The sequence below is a fragment of the Alteromonas sp. 38 genome (assembly GCF_902506055.1).
Lineage (GTDB): Bacteria > Pseudomonadota > Gammaproteobacteria > Enterobacterales > Alteromonadaceae > Alteromonas > Alteromonas lipotrueae.
The window spans coordinates 2,699,973-2,724,050 of the sequence record NZ_LR733300.1 but is presented as its reverse complement, the minus strand read 5'-3'; the positions used below and the strand labels follow the sequence as shown (position 1 = coordinate 2,724,050).

At 44.4% G+C, this 24,078-nt stretch carries 11 protein-coding genes; 6 read left to right on the top strand and 5 right to left on the bottom strand.

Going from position 1 to position 24,078, the window contains the following annotated elements; translation table 11 throughout:
- Window positions 1-39 precede the first annotated feature (39 nt).
- Window positions 40-693, bottom strand: coding sequence for a dUTP diphosphatase (locus tag FLAVO9R_RS11830; RefSeq protein WP_159531535.1), 654 nt, complete (start codon window positions 691-693; stop codon window positions 40-42).
- 574 nt (window positions 694-1,267) lie between these two features.
- Here FLAVO9R_RS11830 and recC point away from each other — a divergent pair.
- From recC to recD, 3 genes are read left to right on the top strand one after another with little or no spacing between them, the layout of a single operon-like run.
- On the top strand, window positions 1,268-4,900 hold the full coding sequence (gene recC, locus FLAVO9R_RS11825; protein WP_159531533.1) for an exodeoxyribonuclease V subunit gamma: 3,633 nt from the start codon (window positions 1,268-1,270) through the stop codon (window positions 4,898-4,900).
- Window positions 4,897-9,108, top strand: coding sequence for a UvrD-helicase domain-containing protein (locus tag FLAVO9R_RS11820; protein ID WP_159531531.1), 4,212 nt, complete (start codon window positions 4,897-4,899; stop codon window positions 9,106-9,108). Before recC ends, FLAVO9R_RS11820 begins: the two co-directional genes overlap by 4 nt.
- The gene (recD, locus tag FLAVO9R_RS11815) at window positions 9,105-11,126 is read left to right on the top strand and encodes an exodeoxyribonuclease V subunit alpha (protein ID WP_159531529.1); all 2,022 of its coding nucleotides are present in this window, start codon (window positions 9,105-9,107) and stop codon (window positions 11,124-11,126) included. Before FLAVO9R_RS11820 ends, recD begins: the two co-directional genes overlap by 4 nt.
- A gap of 140 nt (window positions 11,127-11,266) precedes the next feature.
- Here recD and FLAVO9R_RS11810 read toward each other — a convergent pair whose 3' ends face one another.
- On the bottom strand, window positions 11,267-11,677 hold the full coding sequence (locus FLAVO9R_RS11810; protein WP_159531527.1) for a hypothetical protein: 411 nt from the start codon (window positions 11,675-11,677) through the stop codon (window positions 11,267-11,269).
- Between the two features lie 192 nt (window positions 11,678-11,869).
- Between FLAVO9R_RS11810 and FLAVO9R_RS11805 the strand changes: the two genes are divergently transcribed.
- Window positions 11,870-16,294 (top strand): hypothetical protein, encoded by a 4,425-nt coding sequence (locus FLAVO9R_RS11805; RefSeq protein WP_159531525.1) that lies wholly within the window; start codon window positions 11,870-11,872, stop codon window positions 16,292-16,294.
- Between the two features lie 610 nt (window positions 16,295-16,904).
- Complete coding sequence (locus tag FLAVO9R_RS11800) at window positions 16,905-18,089, top strand: pyridoxal phosphate-dependent aminotransferase (RefSeq protein WP_159531523.1); 1,185 nt, start codon at window positions 16,905-16,907, stop codon at window positions 18,087-18,089.
- Between the two features lie 156 nt (window positions 18,090-18,245).
- On the opposite strand, the gene FLAVO9R_RS11795 is transcribed toward FLAVO9R_RS11800, so the two are convergent.
- From FLAVO9R_RS11795 to FLAVO9R_RS11785, 3 genes are all read right to left on the bottom strand, one after another.
- Complete coding sequence (locus tag FLAVO9R_RS11795; RefSeq protein ID WP_159531521.1) at window positions 18,246-18,509, bottom strand: DUF7218 family protein; 264 nt, start codon at window positions 18,507-18,509, stop codon at window positions 18,246-18,248.
- A gap of 166 nt (window positions 18,510-18,675) precedes the next feature.
- The gene (locus FLAVO9R_RS11790) at window positions 18,676-19,851 is read right to left on the bottom strand and encodes a saccharopine dehydrogenase family protein (RefSeq protein WP_159531519.1); all 1,176 of its coding nucleotides are present in this window, start codon (window positions 19,849-19,851) and stop codon (window positions 18,676-18,678) included.
- A 209-nt stretch (window positions 19,852-20,060) separates the two neighbouring features.
- The gene (locus FLAVO9R_RS11785; protein ID WP_201299262.1) at window positions 20,061-21,269 is read right to left on the bottom strand and encodes an aminotransferase class I/II-fold pyridoxal phosphate-dependent enzyme; all 1,209 of its coding nucleotides are present in this window, start codon (window positions 21,267-21,269) and stop codon (window positions 20,061-20,063) included.
- A 432-nt stretch (window positions 21,270-21,701) separates the two neighbouring features.
- Here FLAVO9R_RS11785 and FLAVO9R_RS11780 point away from each other — a divergent pair, with 432 nt between their 5' ends.
- The gene (locus FLAVO9R_RS11780) at window positions 21,702-24,077 is read left to right on the top strand and encodes a zinc-dependent metalloprotease (protein WP_220099903.1); all 2,376 of its coding nucleotides are present in this window, start codon (window positions 21,702-21,704) and stop codon (window positions 24,075-24,077) included.
- The last annotated feature ends 1 nt before the right edge of the window (window position 24,078 follow it).

Here is a 24,078-nt window from a genome sequence, read left to right as displayed (position 1 = left end):
GCTGTTAGGTAAAGAGTAACTAGCACAAAGTCGTTTACGTTACGCAGTGTATCGTGCTTGTAGCCCTTTATACACGTTGTCACTGAAACTGGCATCTGACAGATTTAAGGCATTCATAACCTCAACTAAATGTTCATTGTCTTCGCGGCCTTGCCACTCTTTTTTGTATGTGCCTTCTTTATAACCGTTATCTTGGCGGAAGAAATTCAGAACGTTTTTACCTACGTACTGGCGATAGAGTTCATCAGCATGCATATCGCACTGCTCAACAATTTCCATGAAAAGTGGCACACTAAAACGTTTAGCAGCACAAAGCCCGGTCATCAATTCTAAGTTATCTAGTAACGATTGTTGTTTTGGTTGGTAGTCTTTACCGTCGAACGTCACGATAGCATCGCCTAAGGCCAATTGTGCGGCAATACTTTCAGCGGCAGTACTTACCTCACCCTCTGAATCGATGATGCAGGCAGATAGAGCAAAGTGCCAAATATCGACCAATTCCATTTGCAGTTGTGGTAAGTCTTTTTGCTGTGCTTTCCACCATTTCCAGCCGTGGTGCTCAATAGCTTCAACGGATTCCACCATAGCTGCTCGCAAATAACCGTAACCGGCGTTAATCCAATCGGGGTTAACTTTTGTGTTCATTTTGTCTTGTAGTGCAAGCATGGTGGCAAGTTGTTGTTGTGTAAGCATTATTATTCCTAAAACGGTGTCTTTATTAAATCAAGCACTAGGTTGCGCTACGCCTGATTTGTTATTGACGAAATTGTACTGCAATGCGAAGAGTCAGTGAATGTTTATTCAAGACTTATTTAGCTTAATTCTGTTGCAGGTTTAAAGAGCGACACGGAATGATTTCATGGTACATAAATGGTGCACCTGCACCATTAGTAACCTAAGGAAAGACTTATATAAATTAAAGGGTAATCTAAGTTTCTGTTTTCATTAGAAATAAAAGTTGGCACTTAACCTGCAAAATCAATTTTGTTAACTGTGTTATGCAGTAGCGCTAACGTGAATGAGCGCCAGGCAACGCTTATTCACGTTGCTACTGGGTAACCCGTAAACCTTACCCATACAGGTTTTTCGTGTCCTGAGGCCTGTATGGGTTTTTTTCTTTCTATTGTCTATCCCTTCTAGTCATCTACTTAGCCCCGTACGATATAATAATTTCGCTTAAATCTAATTAATTTCAGCTTACCTATTCATTGAATTACGATACACTCATTATCATAACGCCCGCTGAATACGACAAAGGATTTTCCGATTGCTCGCGCTTTATCCATCGAACAAACTTGAACACCTCAGCTTCCTCCTTACTACGCTAATTAAGCATCAACCCAATGGTGTTTTTACGCCTGAAACGATATTAGTCGAAAGCCCAGGTATGCAGCACTGGGTAAGTATGCAACTTGCTAAAGAGCAGGGCGTGGCGATGAATTTTGATTTTCCTTTGCCGGTTAGATTTATGTGGAACACGGCAAGGCTGGTGTTGGGTAAAGATAAAGTACCTAAGCAATCGCCTTATCGACGTGAAGTCCTCGTATGGCGCATTGATGCCCTTTTACTAGAGGCATCGGGACTAGAGGCATCAGGACAAGAGACATCTCTACAATCGATGGCAGCGTTCGAGCAAGTTAATAAATACTGGTTACAAGCGGGAAGTGAGCAAGAGCAGGGCGTACAACGGTTGCAATTGGCAACGGCGCTGGCCGATGTGTACGAGCAATATTTGTTATATCGTCCAGATTGGTTGTTTGCATGGGAAGAAAGCCAGCGTAAAACCAATGATGAATCTGAAATTTGGCAAAGCGAAATATGGCGTCACCTTGCCAAGCAAGAACCTTTACATCCTGCACGACTGCACCAACTTACCCTGACTGCGTTAAATAACGGCGATCATCTAAAAAGTGGTGATAGCGAATTACCCAACCGTATCGTGGTGTTTGCAATCAACACCATGGCACCGCAGTTGATTGCCTTTTTCGATGCATTAGCGGCGCACATCGATATTCATATTTTTCATTTGAACCCAAGTGTTAATTACTGGGGCGATGCGAAAAGCGATAGTGAACTGGCAAGGCAGCTGCGTATGGACGGGTTAGAGAAATGGATGCAGCAAGATCAAAGCAACTCGTTGTTAGGCAACTTAGGGCTGCAGGGGAGGGAGCTTTTTAATTTGCTTACCGATTTAGACACCTTTGAAGTCAGTGCCTTCGACGCGCCGATTCCTGCTGATAGTGAAACTGGTGAAACGTTACTTTTAAACCGAATTCACAACGATATATTAGAAGCTTTACCCGCAACGCACGTTGGCACTATAGGAAGTAAAGGAAGCACAGAAACAGGCTCTGCCGAAAACGCTGACGACAGTGTTACCATTATGTGTACCCATTCAGCGTTACGTGAAGTGCAGGTACTGCACGATCATTTACTGCACTGGTTATCACAGGACTCATCTCGTACGCCATCCGATGTGCTGGTAATGTGCCCCGCGATAGAAAATTATGCCCCCTTTGTTGATACCGTATTTCATCGGGTGGGTACCAAACCCCTAGCGGGCAATGGGCCTGTTCGCTTGCCGTGCTCTATCGCAGATAGAAGCCCCATGGATGCAGAACCCCTTATTGCCGCTTACATGACGCTACTCCATTTGCCTGACAGCCGATTCGGTGTATCGGATATTGTCGACTACTTACAACTTGATGCGGTACAAAAGTGCTTCAGTATTGCTCAAGACGATATCGATCAAATGACCGTATGGCTTAAGCAAGCTCATATTCATTGGGGGTTGGATGGCAGCCATAAAGCCAATGTGTCGGCAGGGGCCACCCATGAAAATACTTACAGCTGGTGGTGGGGAATTAGGCGTTTATTGTTAGGTATGTTAGCGCCAGATAGTGAAGGTGTTATTGACGACATGCTGACTATTCCTGATGTGGAAGGACAGTCGACGGTAACGCTTGGTAAGCTTATCCATGTTATTGAGTTACTAGGCAGATTTGCCACTGAGCTTAATACCCCGCGAAGCCCGAATGCATGGGGTGCCGATTTATTAGCCCTGCGTGATACCTGCTTTACACCAACCAAAGAACAAGAACACAGCTGGGATCTTATTGCTAAAGTTGCCGCTGATTTGGCTGCTCGATGTGAAGAAGCCGAATATACCTACGATTTAAGTTTACGTCAGGTGCGGGAATTACTGTTAAGCCGATTTTCGTCTCCCGATGCAGGTAACCACTTTATGACGGGGCAAGTCACGGTATGCTCCATGCTACCTATGCGTAGTATCCCGTTTAAAAAAGTGTGCATATTAGGGCTTAACGACAGCGAGTTTCCTCGTAAGTCTACACCGTTAGGGCTCGATTTAATGGCGGGGCCTGATAGAAGAGTGGGCGATCGCTCGCGTCGTTTAGAAGACAGGTATCTTTTTTTAGAAGCGATTATTTCGGCCAGAGAAAGCCTATATTTAAGCTACCAAGGTAACGATGTAAAAAATAACAGTGAGCGGCAGCCCAGCCTAGTGTTAGGCGAATTTCTCGATATGTTAGACACGGGCTATCAGGTAAATATGGGTCATTATTTAAAACATGCACCATTGCATCCGTTTAGTGAAAGTGCTTTTACCGGCACACTCCCCAGCTATGAGACGGGCTGGTTGCGTCTAGCCCAATCATTATGTGACGCTGCTACGAGTGGCCCCAACATTGACAAAAGCGAAGAAAGCAGCGAAAAAAGCAGTGAAGAAACTAGGCAAAAAGAACATTCACTCGCGCCTCTGGCAGTAGACAGCTCCCCTGAAAACGCGAGCTTTCAGTGTATGCAGGTGGCTCGAGCGTTTAGAGATCCTCTTGAGTTCTTTTCTCAGCAGCGGTTAGGCGTTGACTTATCCCAATCGGTAACCTTGCTAGACAATAGCGAACCTTTTGAAACCAACGCACTAGTGCGGTACCAAGTACTCGATGCTATGTTTTCTTCCAGTGCTTTCTTCGATGATGCTAATGCGGCAACCCTCCAGCATAGCGATAGGGTAGTGCAATTCGCCGCGCTTCGTGGTGACATTCCCAATAACCCGGTGGCGCTAGAGGAGCTTGAGTTGTGGAAGGAAAGCGCGGCAGCCCTTACCCAAGCGATGGGACCACATGATGCTGAACCCAAACGGGCGCAATTTGCAGGCAACCACTTTACGTTTACCGCCAGTGCGCTTGAAGGTGGAAACAGCTTGATGCAGCCGTGCGCAGGCAAGGTGAATGACATTAGAGCGTTAGGTTACTTTATGACACAGCTTGTGTTTAGCGCAAACGAGGAAGTAACACCCTATACACAATATCCGCTAGATATCTTTTACTGCGATTGGGTAAAAGGTGAAACCAAGCTAATGAAGCGTAGCTTTCCGTCAGTAGACAAAAACACAGCCTGCCAAATTTTGCTGAGTATTGAATCATTGTTTGTTGACATATTGAGCGCACCAACGCCCGTATATAGCTCATTAATGAGTGCCGTAGTCAGTGGCACAAAAAAATCCCCCGGAACCCTTCTGGCAAACAAAGTCACCTTACCCACATTTCTGGCAAGTCTAGACGCCCAAGGGTTAGATGATAGGGAAGGTGTGGATAAGCAAGGTGGTCTTGATTCTGAAAATACTATTGATACCAAAGACACAGATGAACCCGGCAACTCGCTAATAACCGATATACGTGCATTTTTTGCCAGTGATGATGCCCAGCGCCTACTCAAAAATTGGCTTCAGTCATCAGGGCAATTTACTGCTGATATCGCTAGTAACCCTTATGTTAAATGGTTATTTCCTGATGGCGTGAGTTGGCATGATATGCCAACCACACAGGCTTTTTTATTGTTTGCGTTGGTGGCTAACATTTCATCACAGGAGCAGTTATGAGCTTGTCTACAAGTGCTTCTCAATTACTAAATGTGCCCGCCATGCCGCTAAAAGGAAGGCATTTAATTGAAGCCAGTGCGGGCACAGGTAAAACCTACAACATCACGCGTTTGTACTTACGCTTATTGTTAGAGAAAAAGCTTAACGTAAAAGAGATTTTGGTGATGACCTTCACCAAAGCGGCCACCGAAGAAATCAAAGGCCGTGTGGCCAAAACGCTGCGAGAAGCCACCGCGTTCTGGGAAGCGTGTTTAGGCGTTGATGACACTAATACAGGTAGTGCCAGTGCTGGTGATGATAGTGCTGGTGATGATGGTGCTGGTCGTGATAGCGCTAGTAATGACAAAGACGATTTAAATGAAAATGCTGACCTAGCTGCGCTATTAAACAGCACCGATCCTGTCTATGCCCATCTCTATAGAGCCTGTTCACCCAAAGACAGTTTGGCCCTGCTAAAAGCTGCGCAATTAGAACTTGATGATGCGTCTGTCTTCACTATTCATGGCTTTTGCCAGCATGTGATTGGGCAATTAGCGTTTAATAGTGGTTTTGCAATGGCGTTGAATTTAAGTAAAGACACTGCAGATCTGTATTTGCAGGCGGCACAGGATTGGATAAGAAAAGTCTCCCAAAATGAAGACGACTTCATGTTATTGGCGGAACAAGGCTGGCATGTGCCAGAGAGCCTATTAAATGAATTCTCCTCAAGCGTAAGAAGCACGCTTACGCCGGTTTTGCTAGATGAGGAAACCATAGAAAAGGCGTTTATCGCTGGCCTTCACGAAAACGAAAGTACTGCGCCTGCACAGTTTACGTTTCATTATAATAATATTGTTGATAACGAAGCGCTTATTCACGATCAACTACTTAAAAAGCCTGATCATAAAGCGCTGCGTACGCCTGAACTTGCTGCACTTAAGTCTTGGCTTGAAAGTGGTGAATATGAGCCGCTACCGCCAGAGGGCGCTGCCTTTCTTGATGGTCGTCGGTTTGGTAGAAATAAGTCTGGGGTAAAAGAAATACTTGCGCCCATTAAAGGCTTTGCCGATGCCATTTCAACTGCCTGTAAAGACAAGCAGGACAACCTCGATAAAATTCCTGTATTTACCTTGGTTAACCATGCTATTAGCTTTATTAAAAGCAATGTGGCGGCGCAAAAGCAACAACTAGGGGTTATCGACTTTGACGACCTTATTCGTATGCTCGCCGATGAAGTGGTTAAGCCTAATAATAGCTTAGTACCTGAGCTTAGGAAGAAATTCCCCGTTGCGTTAATTGATGAGTTTCAAGATACCGACGCCAAGCAATACGCTATTTTAGATGCGGTTTATCCAAAAGCACAGGTTAATAACAGTAAAAATCACGAAGCCGGCGCTGACATTAAAGCTAGCTTAGGTACTGACGTAAGATTAGATAGTAACCAAGGTTCTGGGGCTGGCTTTGAACCAGACACGAGCAAATCAAAAAGCGAAAATGCACTTCTGATGATTGGCGACCCCAAACAAGCGATTTATCGCTTCAGGGGCGGCGACATTTTTACTTATTTAAAAGCAGGGCAGCAGGCCGATTATCGGTGGGTAATGAATACCAACTGGCGTTCGGTCGCCGGCATGGTGAAGGCCTATAACCGTTTGTTTTACGGCGCGCCAGTTCCACCAGCGCCCATCTCACAAACACAAAGCACGCAGGATGCCATTGCGCTAGCGCCTAGCCCGAGAGATGTGTTCGGTTTTAATATTCAATACAATCCGGTTGAATTTACGTCCAAAGCTGCGGCAGCAACCCACCCACTTAACGATTCTAATGACGAACGTGATGCAATGAATTACGTGAGTTTTAGTTTAGATGAAAAAAGTGATGCGAATACGCTGCGCCGTGGTTTAGCACAATGGATAGCGCAAGAGATTTACCGCTTGTTTAACGAGGTGACTTTTGTCGATGAAAAGGATCCCACAAAACCCGCTAGACCGGTTAAACCTGCCGATATTGCCATACTGGTAAAAAACCGTAATGAAGCTTCCGTCATTAAATATGTATTACAGCAACAAGGCTTGGCCTGCGTGTATTTAAGCGATAGAAGTAATTTATTTGCCTCCCCTGAGGCTAAAGATGTGCTGCGCCTACTCAATGGTGTGTGGCACAACACAGATACTAGCAAGGTCGCCTCAAGTTTGGCATCACCGCTATGGGGTTATACACCGCAAACCCTAGTTAATTTGTTGTATCACGAAGACGATGCGCTATGGGATGAGGCTTACGACAAGGTCACTTCACTGCGTGATATGTGGCAACAAAAAGGCTGCATGAGCGTACTGTTGCACTTAATGCAAGAGAACTACACGCCATATGGTTCAGAAGTAGAGCGCGCGCTTACTAATTACCAACATCTAGCGGAAACGTTAGAGAAGGCGGGGGCAACTCATCAGCGCCCAGAGCAATTACTTGATTGGCTGCACAAGCAAATTCATCAGCCTGAAAGTGATGAAGAAATGACGCTAAGACTTGAAAGTGACAGCCAGTTAATACGCTTGGTTACCCAGCACGGGTCTAAGGGCTTAGAGTACCCCATTGTATTTGTTCCCTTTGCTACAGGTTACCGAGACCCAGCGAAGAGTGGAAAGTCGTACTCGCAAATATTCACCTATTACGATGAACAGAGCCAAGAATTGCAGCTGCAATTAGGGCGCACTAATGCAGCAATCGAACGAGTACGTAAAGAGGGTGACGCAGAAGAAATGCGATTAGCTTATGTAGCCGTTACCCGTGCAGCGCATCGTTGTTATATGGGCGTATTGCCATTAGACGGACATGAAAAAAGCGCCTTGGCCCATGCACTCAATATCAATGACGATGAAGGTCGTGATTGGGGCACCGTGTTAGACGCCATTGCCAGTGAACCGCAAGCTCATGCCACCCACATTTGCGCCGATCCCTTGGCTCAACAGTATTCAAGCTTTGACAACACGGAAACGGTTGTGCCCTTAAGTACGTTAACGTTTGCAGGTACTAGCAGCGAAGATTGGCGGTTGTATTCTTTCTCGGCTATTAGCCGCATGACGGTTATGTCAGCGGCACAAGGCGTTTCTTTTGCAGTACCCAGCATTCCAGTTATGCAGACGGTACGAGACGAAGAGATAACATCTAATGATGGTTTTGCTGGTACGTTTGGTGAGGTAGTTACCCAGAGCATGGCGGCAGGAAATACGGAAATTGAGGAAACGGCAACGCCATTGCACGCGGCTAAACAGGGCAATACAAAGTCAGATACAAAAACAGCTGCGCCACATGCAGATCAAATACGCTTTACCTTACAGAAAGGGGCGAGTGCAGGTAATTTACTGCATGACTTACTTGAGCTAAACGATTTTTCTGCGCCTGACTGGAGTGAAAGTGGTGCTGAACTCGCCGTTCGATTCGGGTTAGAAACAGCACGTACAGCAGATTTGTATTCGTGGTTAGATGAAGTACTGGCTACACCGCTTTCTATGCCTACGCCTACAAGCCACTTGCTAAGTGACTCCCAAAGCCAGCTTACTTTATCGGACCTTTCGCTGCCGCAAACCCTTCGGGAAGCAGAATTCTATTTTCCCATGAACGAAAGTAAATGGAGCGAACTAAAATACATATTGTTTGAACACAGAAAGTCAGTGGCGAAACAGCTTGCGGTAGGTAACAACTCAGAAACTGCTACCGGTTTACCTACAGCAGAGGTTGTTCCCTCGTTAATGGTGTCGGCCCTTGAAGGCATGATGCACGGGTTTATCGACTTAATATTTACGCATGATGGTAAGTACTATGTTGCCGATTATAAATCTACGTGGTTAGGCGATAGCGTATCGCATTATATGCCTCAAGCATTAAACGCCAATAATCAGCACCATCTATATGACTTGCAGTATTTAATCTATTGCTTAGCACTACACAGATACTTAAAGAATGCCATTGTCGATTATACGCCCGAAGCACATTTTGGTGGCGTGTATTATTTGTATTTACGAGGAATGCACCCGAGCAATACGAACGGGGAGGGCGTCTTTTTCACGCCCATAGATTCCGTAACGCTAGAGGCTTTGGATCGCTTATTTTTAGGCGAAGAGACTTCAAACGAGAAGCCTTCAGCCGAAAAGCCTTTGGCCGACAAACATTCAAATGAAGAAGCCTCAAATGACCCGTCGCCCGATGCTGTGCAAGGGGAGTTGGACTTATGATAGATAGTAACGAGTACGTAGAACAACTTTTCGGGATTGAAGCTATCGACCGCTTTGTGGCACTGGAGTTTGCGCATTGCGAAAGGCTAACCGACGCTGAACAGGTTGTCTGGTTACACTTGTTGGTGGCATTGTCATTTATGCAGCGCAGCGGCCATAGTTGCTTGTTACTCACTGAAGTCGCGGGAACTAGGCTGTTCGTTGAGCCTGAGCTTGACCCTGAGTTAGAAACAAAGTCCAACACGGTATCTGAATCTACCGAATCAGATACCGATACGTCACCACATAAATTAGGCTATGCATTTCCAGGTCTTACCGAAATGATCAGTGTGATTAAAAAGGCACTGGACAGTGAAACGGATGACAAGAATAACAAAATTACTGATCTATTTGTCTATCAAACAGGCAAGTTGTATAGCCGGCGCTACTATAATTTCGAACAGGAGATTGCCGCCAGCATTGCTAATCGAACTCATATCACAGCGCTAAGTGAAGATGGGCTATCAAGGGTTAAAGCCCTATGGCCAGCCATGTTTCCAACCAACGCCATGGATGAGCAAGATTGGCAACAAGTCGCTGTGGCGAAAAGTTTAGTGCAACAATTTAGCGTTATTAACGGTGGTCCGGGCACGGGGAAAACCTACACAGTACTCAGGCTGCTATTAGCGCTTCAAGCGTGTAATCAGAATGAGCGAATTGTGCTAGCGGCTCCAACCGGTAAAGCGCAGCAGCGCATGACCGAGTCTATCGTGAGTAATTTGGAAAGCTTACGCGGTAAGGTAGATGATAATCTGTTAAACAGTGTACCTACTGATGCTGTCACATTGCATAGGTTGCTAGGCTTACGGGAACACACCATAGCTACACGCTACAATCAGCATAACCCGCTTATGCTTGATGTGCTTATTGTGGATGAAGCGTCCATGGTCGATTTGGCGCTCATGGCTAGAATTATTCGCGCCTTGCCGCCTCATGCGCGTTTGTACTTTATCGGTGATGCGGATCAACTGCCTGCTGTAGAATTGGGTAACGTACTTGAGCAACTTGTACACGATAGCGATGAAGCAGAGTTTGCCGAAACGGGTATATCTGAAAATAACCTAGGTGCAGTTACTCGCGAGCTACGTCAACATATTGCCACCCTGTGCCCACATCTGCCTTTACTGCCCGTTAACGAAAATGCCAAAACCTGGGTGCATACCCTTCAAGCGCCTCAGCGATTTAAAGGGCAGGTGGCTGAAGTCGCTACCGCTATTCAGACCGGGAGAAGCAAGCAAGCGCTAGATGCTATGCATTCAAAAGAGGCCAGCCAGAAGGCTGAGCCTCAAAGTCATGGCGAGAATAGCCACTGGCTACAAGATGGTGTATATATCCAAGCTGAAACTAGGTTTAAGACCAGCGTGTTAAAAAAGTTAGCACAAGAAAGCTACGAACCTGTTTTTAAAGCGCAAAGTGCCAAAGAAGCGCTTAGTCTGCTCAATCGTGTGCGATGGTTGACCCCAGTTCGAAAGGGCGACATGGGTGTAGAGGGGTTAAATGCACTGGTATTTGACGCGATAAAACACAATATCAAACGCCGCGAAGGTATTTTCTACCAAGGCCAGCCCATTATGATAGTGAAAAACAATCATCCACAGCGTTTATCAAACGGCGAAGTGGGTATTATCTGGCCTGATCTCAATGGAAAGCTACTGGCTTGGTTTGAAACTCAAGACGGCGTCCTACGTTCAATTTCTTTATCTCGAGTTCCTGCTTTTGAAACGGTATTTGCAATGACGATACATAAATCGCAGGGCTCAGAGTTTAAGTACGTGGTGTTATTACTGCCTAGACCTGAAAGTGAAAAAGCCGCAGGGCTATTTCATCGAGGGCTAGTCTACACCGGCCTAACAAGGGCAAAAGAAGGTTGTTTAATTATAGCGAACAGCGCCACATTTAGCGCTATGGTAGAAAGGCGAGATAAGCGTTTTTCAGGTTTGTCAGAAGCGATTAAAATGTGCTTTTCAGAAAATGAATAATATGCAGCAACTCGTAGTTACAGGCTCACAACAATTGGGGCAATAAAAAGCGGGCAACGAAAAGCTAGTAATTACAACGGCAGTCGCTTGTAGGTATACCATTCTTGATAACCTGCTTGCGCGTAGTTATATCTCGTTAACTACACGGGGGTGAAGTAACACAACCCATGTTCCTGAATGTCTCTGGGCGTTTTCGCAAGCAGGTATATGCGAAGCGTTGATGTGAAGCGCAGCATGCCATTTTCCGCGCTTATAAATTGTGAAGGTAGTGTGGTTGTAGTATTCACATTGTCCACGCCAAGGGGATGCTGACCTGAACAAATAGTAAAATAAACCAATCCCCCCAGATCTACCCATCCTAATAGATTGTCAGGCTTAACAATGAAGCTGTCGTACGTGAGTAGGTCTGTGTGAAAAGTAATACTCGCACCAAAGACAGGCTTGCTCGCAACCGCAATGTCCGCATTACGCGTTAAGCTAAGTTTATACAAGCCATGATGTTCGGGACGAATGTTTAGGTTTGTATTGCTGTTATTTACTAACGAGAGCATACACGTTGTCATAATGGTTTAAGGATAGGCGTAGTGTGGTTCAAGTCAGTCAAGATAGCGTTGATATGGATCAAAACGGGCTAAAACTCTCTTCATAGCTTAAGTTATCGTAAATTAATTGTTTAAAAAGTGTACAAGTTAAATTGGTTGTTCCATACTTATTTATCTTAATTCGACATGGATGTATGGATTATGCACACAGGCAGACACGAAGCTCTCAAGCGTTACAGCCTACTTTTGTTTATTGCTATTTTGGTGGGCTCTGCTTACTACTTTCTTCGAATTCAACAGAATGAAATCCTACAAAACCATGGTTATCTGCGCCAGTTAAACGAGGCGGGTAGAGGTCTACAACAATCTCTTGATATGCTTTTGACAAGCGTGAAAGAAGAGTTTAAGTCTCAAGAAAATGAGAAAGACAAAGACAACGAGTTTAAAAAGCGCATTAGTTCGAATGAAAACTTTAAGCACCTTGGAATAGCAGATACCGCTGACAGTGAAAAGAAGAATAATGACAGTACTGGAGAAAAACCTAAGGTCGAAGGAAATGAAGGTAGCGGCATAGAAAGTACAGGCGATGACAGAAAAGTTATTACTAACAGCGAATTCGACGCTAAGTCTCGCATTTTTAAAGTTCACGTAGGGCATAAAACGGTAACCGTTCCCATCGCTGATCTAATCTCAACACATTTAAGCCCGTTTCCATTGCTGGTTATCAGTGATGGAAAAGGGGAGGTTTTAGCAGAAAAAAGACACAGTAACTTTGCAAAAGCGCTATCCGATCTTCGTTTTTCGAACGTAGGTGAATTATTAGGTGAGAACGAAGGAAGTGGCGAAGCGTCCGGCCACAATATAGAAGGTGGGATAGGACTAAAGGCGAGTGATTCTGTAGACAGGCAAATCGCGGGGCTCTATCTACGTATTTATCGGCAACCAATTACAATAACTGGCTTAAACGCTGGAGGTGAAGACAACGCAACAACACTCTACCTGCTCGCTTTCGTAGAAAAAAAAGAAGTGGTTCTCAATAACCTTAAAATTGGCAACAATACGGCATTATGGATAGTACTATTCTTAACACTGCTCGTCGCTACACTTCCTATTCTTAAAATTCAATACTGCGCCCCCACCTATAGCTATACACGTTCTGATGTCACTCAATGCATTTTAGGGTTATTCATTTTGCTGGGGGTTGCTACGATAGCGATAAGCGATCAGCTCTTTTTTAGATACTGGCTTGCCCAAAAAACGCTAGATTCAGAACATATACACCAATCCATAAGTTTAGATTTCGCTAAAGAGTTATCGGAGTTATTACAATTAGATACGCGTTATTTTAAGAGAGCTAAACAAGGAGTCACTTCTGGCTGTAAGGCGTCGAACAATCGTAATGAAAATTTTCGCCCTACAGATTTACTGAATTGTCCGCTGATTAACGAGCAATCAGTAACTGACAACAATGCTTATTTCATTGAAAACTGGTTTTTACTTGGCAAAAGCGGTGTCGTGACCAGCTATAAACAGAACAGTCCATCAATGATTTTTCGTCCTCATGAAAACCTATATAACTTTAAAAAAACACGCTTGAATGAGCGGGAATACTATAGGCGTGCATGGCATGGAAATATGTGGCGTTTGGATAAACATTTTATTGGTGATTTACACTATAAAAGCACAGGGCAAAAAGTGTGCTGCGAACAGTTACTTAAAACAGCCAGCGCGATGCCTCAGCATTTCTTTATTGAACGAATACGTAATATTGACGATGCCAGGTTTAATAGCCAATTGGTTTTCGAACGTACCGATAGAGATGAGGAAAATGATACAGGTGAAATAACAAAGCGTATAAGCTCGATAGGTACATTGCTGAGAAGTTTAAATCAGCGCGTTATGCCAAAAAATATAGGGTATGCCGTAATTGACCAATCGGGGAGAGTGCTCTACCACAGTAACGAAGAACGAAGTTTAGTCGAAAGTTTCGTGGCTGAAAATGGGCATGATTTACAGCTTTTAACTACCTTGTCCAACTTGCAGAATATAGACGTTAACCAGCCCGCACACTTGCAGTTAGATTATCGCGGAGAAGAACACAGCATGGTAATTGGGCCATTGCATGAAGCAATACCCGAATGGGCGCTCGTGGTGTTCTATAATCAAGAAGAAGCTTCACAAATCAACATGTTGCTGGTGTTTCTTGCGGTTATTCTTTACCTAGCACTATTAATTCCCTTAGTACTAATAAGCCGATATGTTAGCTCGCAGGGTGTGTGGGCGCGTTTATTTCATTATCAGTATGATGATGAAAATATCACCACGTCAAACCAAAATACCCTAACGGGGGATCGTAAAACCTATCGCTGGTTAGCCCTGTGGATTTGGTCTGCCTGCGCAATGCAACTTTTCACCATAGGCATTATCAACGCAGTGATCCCACGGTTGGCGTTTTTGTCTTTTACGTTAACTTTCATGCTTATTATTTTGCAGTTTATCTTTGTACCCGTTGAAGTGGAGGGTAAAAAATTATCGTTAAAGGCTTTAGCATGGCGATACCTCAACAGGCCTAGTTTGTTAATCCGAATGCCTTTTTTTATTCCGTTGATGTGCTTCGTCACGTTGTCTTTAGTACTTTTATCGGAGGTTTACAACAACACTGAAAACAGTCATGTATCTCATTCGAGCTACGATTCGCTACTCTTTCCACTAGTAGGTATCGGGCTATTTTTGCTTTCTAGTTATCTAATGTGGGTGAAATCCGTCCGAGAGGGGATTGCTGTTCAATCAAATAAAAAACCCAGTAGTTTGTCTGAGTTGAGCAGTCGAGTACCGAACAGCTACATTTGGTATTTAGCGGGATGTATTTACTTCATTGCGGTTGTGCCTACCGTTATATTAGTGAATAGCGTAAACAGCTACATGCTAGAAGGGCAGGCGACCTTCCAGAATCAGCATCTGTTGGAGATGCAGCAAGATGTCTCACTGGAAAGCCAGAAGTATCGAGCATTAATGTATCAGGATCCATTGAGTCGAAGAGAAGGCCTGCCAGCTGCTAACCCAGAGATCCCGTTCAAGCGCATATTCCCAGCATTAGAAAGAGAAGAGTGGGTAACACTGGACAACGCAGAGGCCTATTCATCGGTATTGAACAACAACACAGATACCTTTATTAACGCTATTGTCAGTAATTTAAAGTTACAAACGGACTCTGCAGCGGAGTATCGATTTAAAGCGGGTACCGATATAAAAACAACCAGTGACAAAATACTCCACTACTCAGCGCAACGTTTCATGCGAGCATCTAGTGCCTTATACTTTTTACCAGTACTAGTGATTACCGCTGTCTTCGTATTCTGTGTGTTTTGTGCAGCCCTTTTGCTTATTAGTCGCAAGCTGTTAGGTGAGCATATTTTTGATAGCTACCGCTTGCGCCCTCCCTCTGAAGCGGAAGAAAGCGAGTACATTTGGAAGCAACTTACGCCACAACATTCTAAACGTATGCAGGTGCAGTTTATCAGTCAACTGAGCCAATCTGACTTAGAAAAAGCATTCTTAGCGCATGAACACACAATTTTTGAAAATAAAGTGGGTGACATCCAAGATTGGCTCACTCGCGTGAAAGAACCCAATTTTGATAAAATAATAAAAATAGATGAACATGAAAACACGCCTACTATTATCCTAAAAGGGCTAAATAAGGCACTGCTTGATCACACCGAACGAGATGCGGCATTCGAGCTTATTCAAACGCTTCAACAACACAAGTGTCACTTAATTCTAGTATCTGAAATGTCACCCATGCAGCTAATTAGCCACGCTGAGAGCTTTCCTGCATTTGAGCTTGAGCATTTACCGAGTAAAAACGAGTTGTGGCAATGGAGTAAATTGCTTCGCAGTTTTTCTATACATTATTACTGGGTGGCCAGTAAAAAGAATACCCTCACCACATCGCCTTCCGCCTTTTCGGTACTAGCACATGAATCTACTCATTGGCCCGATTTACTTGATGTGCAAAAGGCGTTTTTAATTTACCACCTAGAAATAAAACTGAAACGCTCAGCAGAAGATATTAATGGGCTATTAACGTCACTAAATGGTGCCAATGTTTCCTCTCGAAAGGAGGGGCAACAGTCACTGAAATTAGATGATTACTGGTCACCCCAGCAAATCGTTGAGTTTTTTGTTCACCATGCACGACCTGCATATCGCTTGAGGTGGGAGCAATGTACAACAAACGAACGGCTCATTTTGTTGCAGCTTGCACAAGGTGCCAAATTAAACCCTGCAAGTGCCGAAATTATTGGGCATTTACAACGAAGGGGCTTAATTTATCGAGATTGTGGATGGCACTTGGTGAATGAGAGCTTTAGACAGTTTGTCATGAGTGCAGAGTCTGCGAAGCACATTGAGGCATGGCTTACAGAAACGCGGTCTAGTATTTGGCATAACTTGCGCCCACCATTATTTATGCTGGTGGGGCTGCTATTTTTATTAGTGATTTTTAGTGCCAATATTGCATTCGACTCCATCATTACCACGCTAGCGGCGGTGCTCGGTGTACTCCCCATGTTAATTACTAATTTATCGAGCCTTCGAACATTAGAGATATTGCCTAAGGACTGACAAATAAAAATGCTGAAGGATGATCAGAAAAAGCCGTATTTTTCTAAATCTTCATATGCACCATAATGCACCAACACGTAGCATGATGTTCATCGTATTCGGTGTGCTTTAATAAACTTGAGGATCAAGCAGCTTAATATGGGGAAGTATACAAAAAAGGGTACTACAACTCATGTTTAGTTGCGTCTTTTAAGCCGAAAGATTATAAAAAATAGAGTAAGGCTTGTAGTCACGATGATAAAAACATTGCTGCTAAAATAGGCTATTTTCTTTTGATTTCTAAGCTAATAGTGTCAAACGTGAATGATGAAAATGCGTCACTAATACCCTTTCTTGGTAAAAAGCGGACGAAATTCTAGCGTAACAAAACCATATGCTCCGCTATAGCAAAATATCAGGTTTTCACCGCATTTTATGTGGATTGTCCGAAATCTGATTTAAAGAAGAATTAAAATCTCAATGTAGCAGTTAATAAGTGATGTACATTTTTGAGCATTGCGCGCACTAAATAAGTGCAATGAATTCAGTGGGTTACTAAAAATTCTCTCTTGCATGCCCGCTTGTTACCCATTAATCTAAAGTTCGGTGTACTTATTAGGCATAGTGGCAAATGAAACAAGAAATAAAAAATAATCCTTCAGTTAATTCATCACGTCGTAATTGGTTAAAGTCAGTAGGAATAGGTGCAGGCGCAGTGGCGCTAACAGCATGTGTAGACTCTAGCGTTAAAGAGCTTAGCGCAGCGGGTATGAAAACGGATCATTTTCCTACTGCTACTCCTAATGTGAGTGACGGCCTTGTACGTTTATCGTCTAATGAAAACGCCTTTGGCCCTTCAGCTAAAGCGGTAGATGCCATGCAAGGTGAATTATTCAACTTAGCGCGCTACTCAGATGCAACCGTTAATGTGCTTAAAAGTAAAATTGCTGCACAAGAGGGGGTATCTGAAGATCAAATTATTGTTACCAATGGTTCTTCTCCCATCTTATTTGGCTACGCCGATTGGATTACGAAGAACGGCAATAAATTGGTAACGTCTATGGCTACATACGAGGGTGTGCCTCGTGGGGCCGAATTCATGGGCGCTGACGTCACTTACGTTCCGCTAGATGCGGATATGAATTTCGATTTAGATGCAATTGAAGCTGCGGTTACTGAAGGCACCACTGCTGTGTATATTTGTAACCCCAATAACCCGACGGGCACAGTGGTAGATGCCGCTAAGCTTACCGCGTTTGCAAAGCGGGTATCTAAAAAAGCGCAGGTATTTATCGATGAAGCGTATATCGAAATGTCAGACGCCTATCCTGCTAACGTACAATCAAAGTTAGTGGCTGAAGGGCATGATGTGGTTATCTGCCGTACTTTCTCTAAAATCCATGCTATGGCAGGCCAACGTTTAGGTTATGCCATTCTGCCCGCTGAACAAGCAAAGCAATTAGGTGGCATGTTGCGTATGGGGGGGGTGAACTACTTAGCATTAGTTGCGGGCATGGCTAGCATGGAAGATCATGCAAATTTAAATACCATGCGTACGCGAGTGAAAGTTGAGCGTGAGAAGCTAACAGCTGCTGCTGAGTCACTAGGCCACGCTTATGCGAAAAACCCGCAAGGCAACTTTATCTATATGGATACCGGTATGCCGCACGACGAGTTTGCAAAGTTAATGAAGGCGCAAGGAATTAAAGTAGTTGGCCGAACATGGCCTGGCTACGACACATGGTCGCGCATTAGTGTAGGTATTCCTGAAGAAACGGATGCTTGCGTAAAAGCATTAAAAACGGTTTTAGCATAAGTTTGTAACGCAATATAAAGACTAAATGCAGGTGGTTTTGTTGATACCTCTATGGGGTACGTCAACAGCAAAACCATCGGCTTTTAACCCTACCTTTACTAGTACGCATTAGAATTCAAAATACGCTTTCTCTAGTAAAGCACCCTCAATGCAGTATCAATGATGTCGTAGCGCATCAATAAGCTCACTTTTACTCATGGTTGAGCGGCCTGAAATACCTACTTCTTTAGCGTTGTCGTAAAGCTCTTTCTTGGTACGTTCTTCATATTTTTTACTTTCACCGCCTTTTTTCGAGGGCGATTGCTCATCGTTAGCTTGCGCGTTGGCAATTCTGGCTGATTTTTCTTTGCTGTAGCCTTTATCCCGAAGCGCTTCATACGTGTCGTCGTTCTTAATCTGTGCTGCGTGTTGCTTGGCCATGGCGGTGCTCCTTATTAAACTTTTGCTCTCATATGCATACTTTGCAGACGAGCTATTAGTTTAATTGGAGTGTAGGTAATGCAATGGGGAAAGATTAAATAGAAAAACGCCGGTGCTTAACAATAAGCAGCCGGCGTTTGTTAAATGGGTACTATTTGAAAACCGCTTACTTCTCGATAGTAAACGTAAGCCCTGCTTTTTCAGTGAGGCGAGAAATCAACTTATCACCCAATGCAGATGCAGGTGTAAAGAAGCCGCCAGAAAGTGACACATCTTTACAAAGACAAAGGGCAGATTCTGAAATCATTTTACTGGTTGAGCCATAACCCGGGTCTTTGTCTCCGGTTACTGATACCGCAAGGGTATCGCCATTAGTTGCTTCACCGATAAACATAACATCGTAAAACCCATTTTCCCGCTCTTCTTTACTTGGGCCTTCACCAGGCTTAGGGCCACCCTCGCCACCTAATGATTTGTCTTGGGCAACATGGTTCGCCATCGCTTCGCCTTTCTCGCCAGGGCCAGTAAGCATCATCTCATCATACTGAAAGGTTTTGCCGTAGGCGAAGTTTGCCAAGTAGTTAGAACGGTGTACATTCTTGGTATTGATAGCCGCCATAATAAATGGCGCAGCCCACGAACCTAAAGATTCGTCGTAGTAGGGCTTGGTGCCATCTGGCTGTGGGTGACTTTGGCTAGCATCAGCAAGCGAGAACGGATTAATCAGTGCAGACATAATCGATTTGTCTTTATGTGCTGCTACCATCGTGGCTTTTAAGCTGGCTGCTGTACCACCAGAAAACGTACCCTGCATTTTTCTTACACGGCCTTTTACGTATTCAATCGCTTCGCCGGTTTGCTTTTTAGCGTGTTCTTGTAAGAAGTGAACCCCCAAATCGAAAGGTACAGAGTCAAACCCGCACGAGAAAACAATATTGGCTCCCGTTTCTTTTGCCTTGGCTTCATACTTGTTAATCATCTGGTGCATCCACGCAGGCTCACCACACAAGTCGGTATAACCCGTGCCGGTATCAACACACGCAGAAAGTAGTTTTTCGCCGTAAATTTGATAAGGCCCTACCGTGGTTAGTACCACTGAGGTGCGTTTAGTCAGCGCATTCAATGCAGCGTCGTCTTCACCATCTGCAACAATGCTTATTACAGTGTCGCTGATGCCCAAATCGGCCTTAACATCCGCAAGTTTGGCTTCGTTGCGCCCGGCAATAGCCCACTTTACGCTACTGTCGCTGCCATACTGCTTCTGGAAATACTCAGCAACTAATTTACCGGTAAAACCTGTGGCACCAAAAATCACTACATCAAATTCCCGTTGATCACTCATAAATAACGTGTCCTGTTTTGTATATTTCATGGAAAACTTATGTGCAACCAATATACGCAATCCATACACATTAAATTATTTTTTTAGGTAATAATTGAGTATTGATTTGGGTGTGAATGCACATGCAATTCGCCACCAGTTATTAAATACGCAGTGCTCGATAAAGCAGAATAGATAAAACAAAATACATAAAAGCGACGAGATACCGGTTAGCGAATATAGGTTTCAACAAATCGTTTCATACGGGTTAAGCCTTCTTTTAACCGGCCAATCTCTGTTGCAAACGACAGCCTTACATAACGGGTGGCATTATGTTCACCAAAGTCATCGCCAGGTGTTAAGGCCACATATTCTTTTTCTAATAAATGGTCACAGAATTCAATGGCGTTAAGGCCCGTAGGTTCAATATTGATATACGCGTAAAACGCGCCGTCTGGTGTAGCGTCAATACTTAAGCCCATATCTGCAATGGCGTCCAGCACAAACGTAGCACGTGTGCGCAATTGTGCTTTTTTCTGTTCACATTGGGCAAGTGACTCCGGTGTAAAGCACGCTAGCGCAGCTTGCTGGGCTAGGGTAGAGGGGCAAATAAATAGGTTTTGTGCTAATCGCTCCATAACTTGGGTCATACCTTCGGGTACCACACACCAACCTAAGCGCCAGCCTGTCATACCGAAGTATTTGGAAAAGCTATTAATCACAATAGTATTGTTATGCAAGCGCTCATTCGCCAAAACCGTGTTGAGTGGGGCAGGTTGCTTTGCAGCAGAAGGCGAGCTATCGCGTAAATCTAAGTTGAGATAAATTTCATCAACAATAAGAAATCCATCATTTTGCTTGCAGGTTTCACCAATACTATATAGTTCCTTTTCTGCAATAGCGGTGCCGGTTGGGTTAGCCGGACTAGCGATAAGCACGCCTTTGGTTTTACTATCCCAATGGTGTGTTACATCGTCATGGGTTAACTGAAATTGTTGCTCGCTAGAAGTCGGCACTAGCGTAACTTCGCCGCCAAACGTGTTTAAAAATCGACGATTACAGGGGTATGAAGGATCGCCAAGTATCACCTTATCGCCGTTTTCAACCAACGCAGCGCTGACTAATAACAAAGCCGCAGATGCGCCAGCGGTCACCACAATGCGCGAAGCTGGAATATCAACATTGTGCTGTGTTTTATAGAACTGGGCAATGGCGCTACGAAGTTCAGGCAAGCCTAGTGCTGAAGTATACGGGTAATCAGCTTGAGCTAGCGATTGCTTCATAGCGTCAACAACCGGCGTGGGCGCGCCAAAGTCGGGCTCACCCAAATTTAACCGAATAACATCGTGTCCTAGATTGCTAAGCGCAGTGGCTTTTTCACCATAGGCCATGGCTAAAAAAGGGGATAGGGTGGTGGCTCGAGTAGCGTACTTCAACATGCTTTCTTACAACGTAGGGTAACAATGCCCCGTACTATATCAACTGTGCAAACCTAATTACCAATAAAGTCGCCATATCTAATAGGCAAAAGCAGGTAGCGTTAGCCAGCAGCCATGACCAATAGTGGTTCAAGTTGCGACTTTTAATAGCAATACACACAAGCATTAATCATCAGCGACTAAGCTAAAACCTTACCCATTAAAAATTCACGCAATACACGGTGTTTTTCGATGAATAGCCATATGCATAATCAAACACTTACGATAGGGTAGAAGAGGTATAAGTTGTGATGATATAAAAAGTAAAATACAGCGCTCGCGTTATTTAAAAGGAAATCAGTCGTGTTAGTCGAAAACAAACAAAGTGATAAAAAGGCAAAGGTTGAGAAGTGGTTCTCATTTAGCGCTATTAGGTGGTTAACGGTTGTTGTCATGTCCGCTTTTTTCGCGACACCTGTGTGGGCAACGTTACCCACCATTAGTGAATTCACCAAAGAGATGTCCGCCAAAGAAGGCCTCATCCCCGTATATTACGATGATGAAACTGACAAAGTGTATTTATCGATACCCAACAATGAGCAGCAGTTTTTATTTCAAAGCAGCTTACCCTACGGCGTAGGCTCTAACGATATTGGTTTAGATAGAGGCCAGTTAGGGCGTACTCGCTTAATTACCTTCGAACGCTTTGGCAATAAGCTGATGTTGAAGCAGTTGAATACTAAGTACCGCGCGGACCATGGTAGCGCAGCTGAAAAGCAAAGTATTAATGAAGCCTTTGCCAGTTCGGTATTAGCCGGCTTTGTTATAGTGGCAAAAAGCGATAGTGCTAATTTAATCGACTACACACCTTTTTTATTCAGCGATATTCATGGCATTGGCAATCGCTTGTCAGCTAAAAAACAAGGCAGCTTTAAAGCAGACAAAAACCGCAGCGGGGTGTATTTACCGCGCACAAAGGGTTTTGAGAAAAACACCGAGCTTGAAGCCTTAGTCACATTCGCTGGCAGCAAGCCTGGCAACTATGTATCTGATGTCACGCCAGATCCTGAGAACCTTTCTGTTCACCTTCATCATTCATTTGTTGCATTGCCTGACGATGGTTATACACCGCGTGCTTACCATCCCTACTCAGGTTATTGGAAGTTCCGCTATTTCGATTATTCTACGGCAATTAATGAGCCTACGGAGCAGCGCTTTATTACACGCCACCGTCTAGCCAAGGTATCGCCCCATGCGCCTATAAGCGAAGCGGTTGAACCTATTGTTTATTATTTAGACCCAGGTATTCCAGAACCGGTGATGTCCTCATTAAAAGAAGGCGCCAGCTGGTGGAACCAAGCTTTCGAAGCGGCAGGTTATAAAAATGCCTTTCAGGTGAAAGTGTTGCCCCAAGATGCCGATCCCATGGATGTACGTTACAACGTGATCAACTGGGTGCATCGCGCCACCCGAGGTTGGTCTTATGGTTCGTCCGTGGTCGACCCTCGTACAGGCGAAATTATTAAAGGTCACGTAACATTAGGTTCGTTACGTGTTCGCCAAGATTATTTAATCGCATTAGGGCTTACAAGCCCATTTTCGGGTGATAATGCTAGCTCACCAGAACAAGAAGCAATGGCGTTAGATCGCATCAAGCAGCTTTCGGCTCATGAAGTAGGCCATACCCTAGGTATAGCGCACAACTTTGCTGCCAGTGAAAACGACATGGCTTCAGTGATGGATTATCCACACCCTCGAATTACTTTAAAAGGTGGAAAAGTAAGCCTTGAAGGGGCTTACGATAAGGGTATTGGCGCGTGGGACAAACACGCTATTGTCTATGGCTATCAAGAGTTTGGTTCTAGCGCAGAAGAAACCGAGGGCTTGGCTAAGCAAATTGTAAAAACCCGTAATAAAGGTCTAGCGTTTAAGTCTGATTCTGATACCAGAAGTTCACGTCATAGTTCGGCAAACGGTCACATGTGGGAAAACGGTGCCGATCCGCTAGATGCCTTTGATGAAATCTCTGCGGTTCGTCGTCATGCGCTTGATCAACTGGGAATGAATACACTGAAACCAAATGCGAGCTTGTCTTCTCTGGAAAATGCGTTAGTGCCTATTTACTTGCTACATCGTTTTCAACTAGAAGCGGTGGCAAAACAAGTGGGAGGTTTGATTTACGAATACGAGCGTAAAGGTGATTACACCACGCCACAAGGCCAGCAAGACGTAGCGCCACAGGTACAGCAACGTGCCATGCAGCAGCTTATTACTGCCACTACCGTGCCTTATTTAGCTATTCCTGAAAGCGTGTTGTCACTCATTCCGCCTACTGCGTACGGTGATGATGTTACCCGCGAACATTTTCAAGGAAAAATGGGGCTTATGCTCGACCCAGTATCTGCAGCTGCCTCTGCTAGTGATTTTGCATTGTCGCTATTACTACACCCAGAACGTTTGAATCGTTTAGCATGGCAAAGTAGCCGTACAAAGGAACTCGTGGGTGTGGAAGGGCTAGTGCGCCAGATATTAAACGTGCATTGGTATCGTGCAAAACACAAACGTAGCGGTAAAGGTGATTTGGTTGCTACCCGTCTACAGTTAGTTGCATTAAACGCCATAATGAAAGCCGTAACAAACCCAGCATTAGCACCAGAAGCTAAAATGGCGATGCACAGTGCGTTATTGGAGTTTGACGAATGGCTAGATGATGACAGCGATAGGGATGCTGATGAAGTTTTACATAAGTACTTCGATACATACTGGAAATCAGGGCATTGGTCTGGGGCGTTCGACGTGAAGCCGTTACCACCGGGTTCACCTATATAGC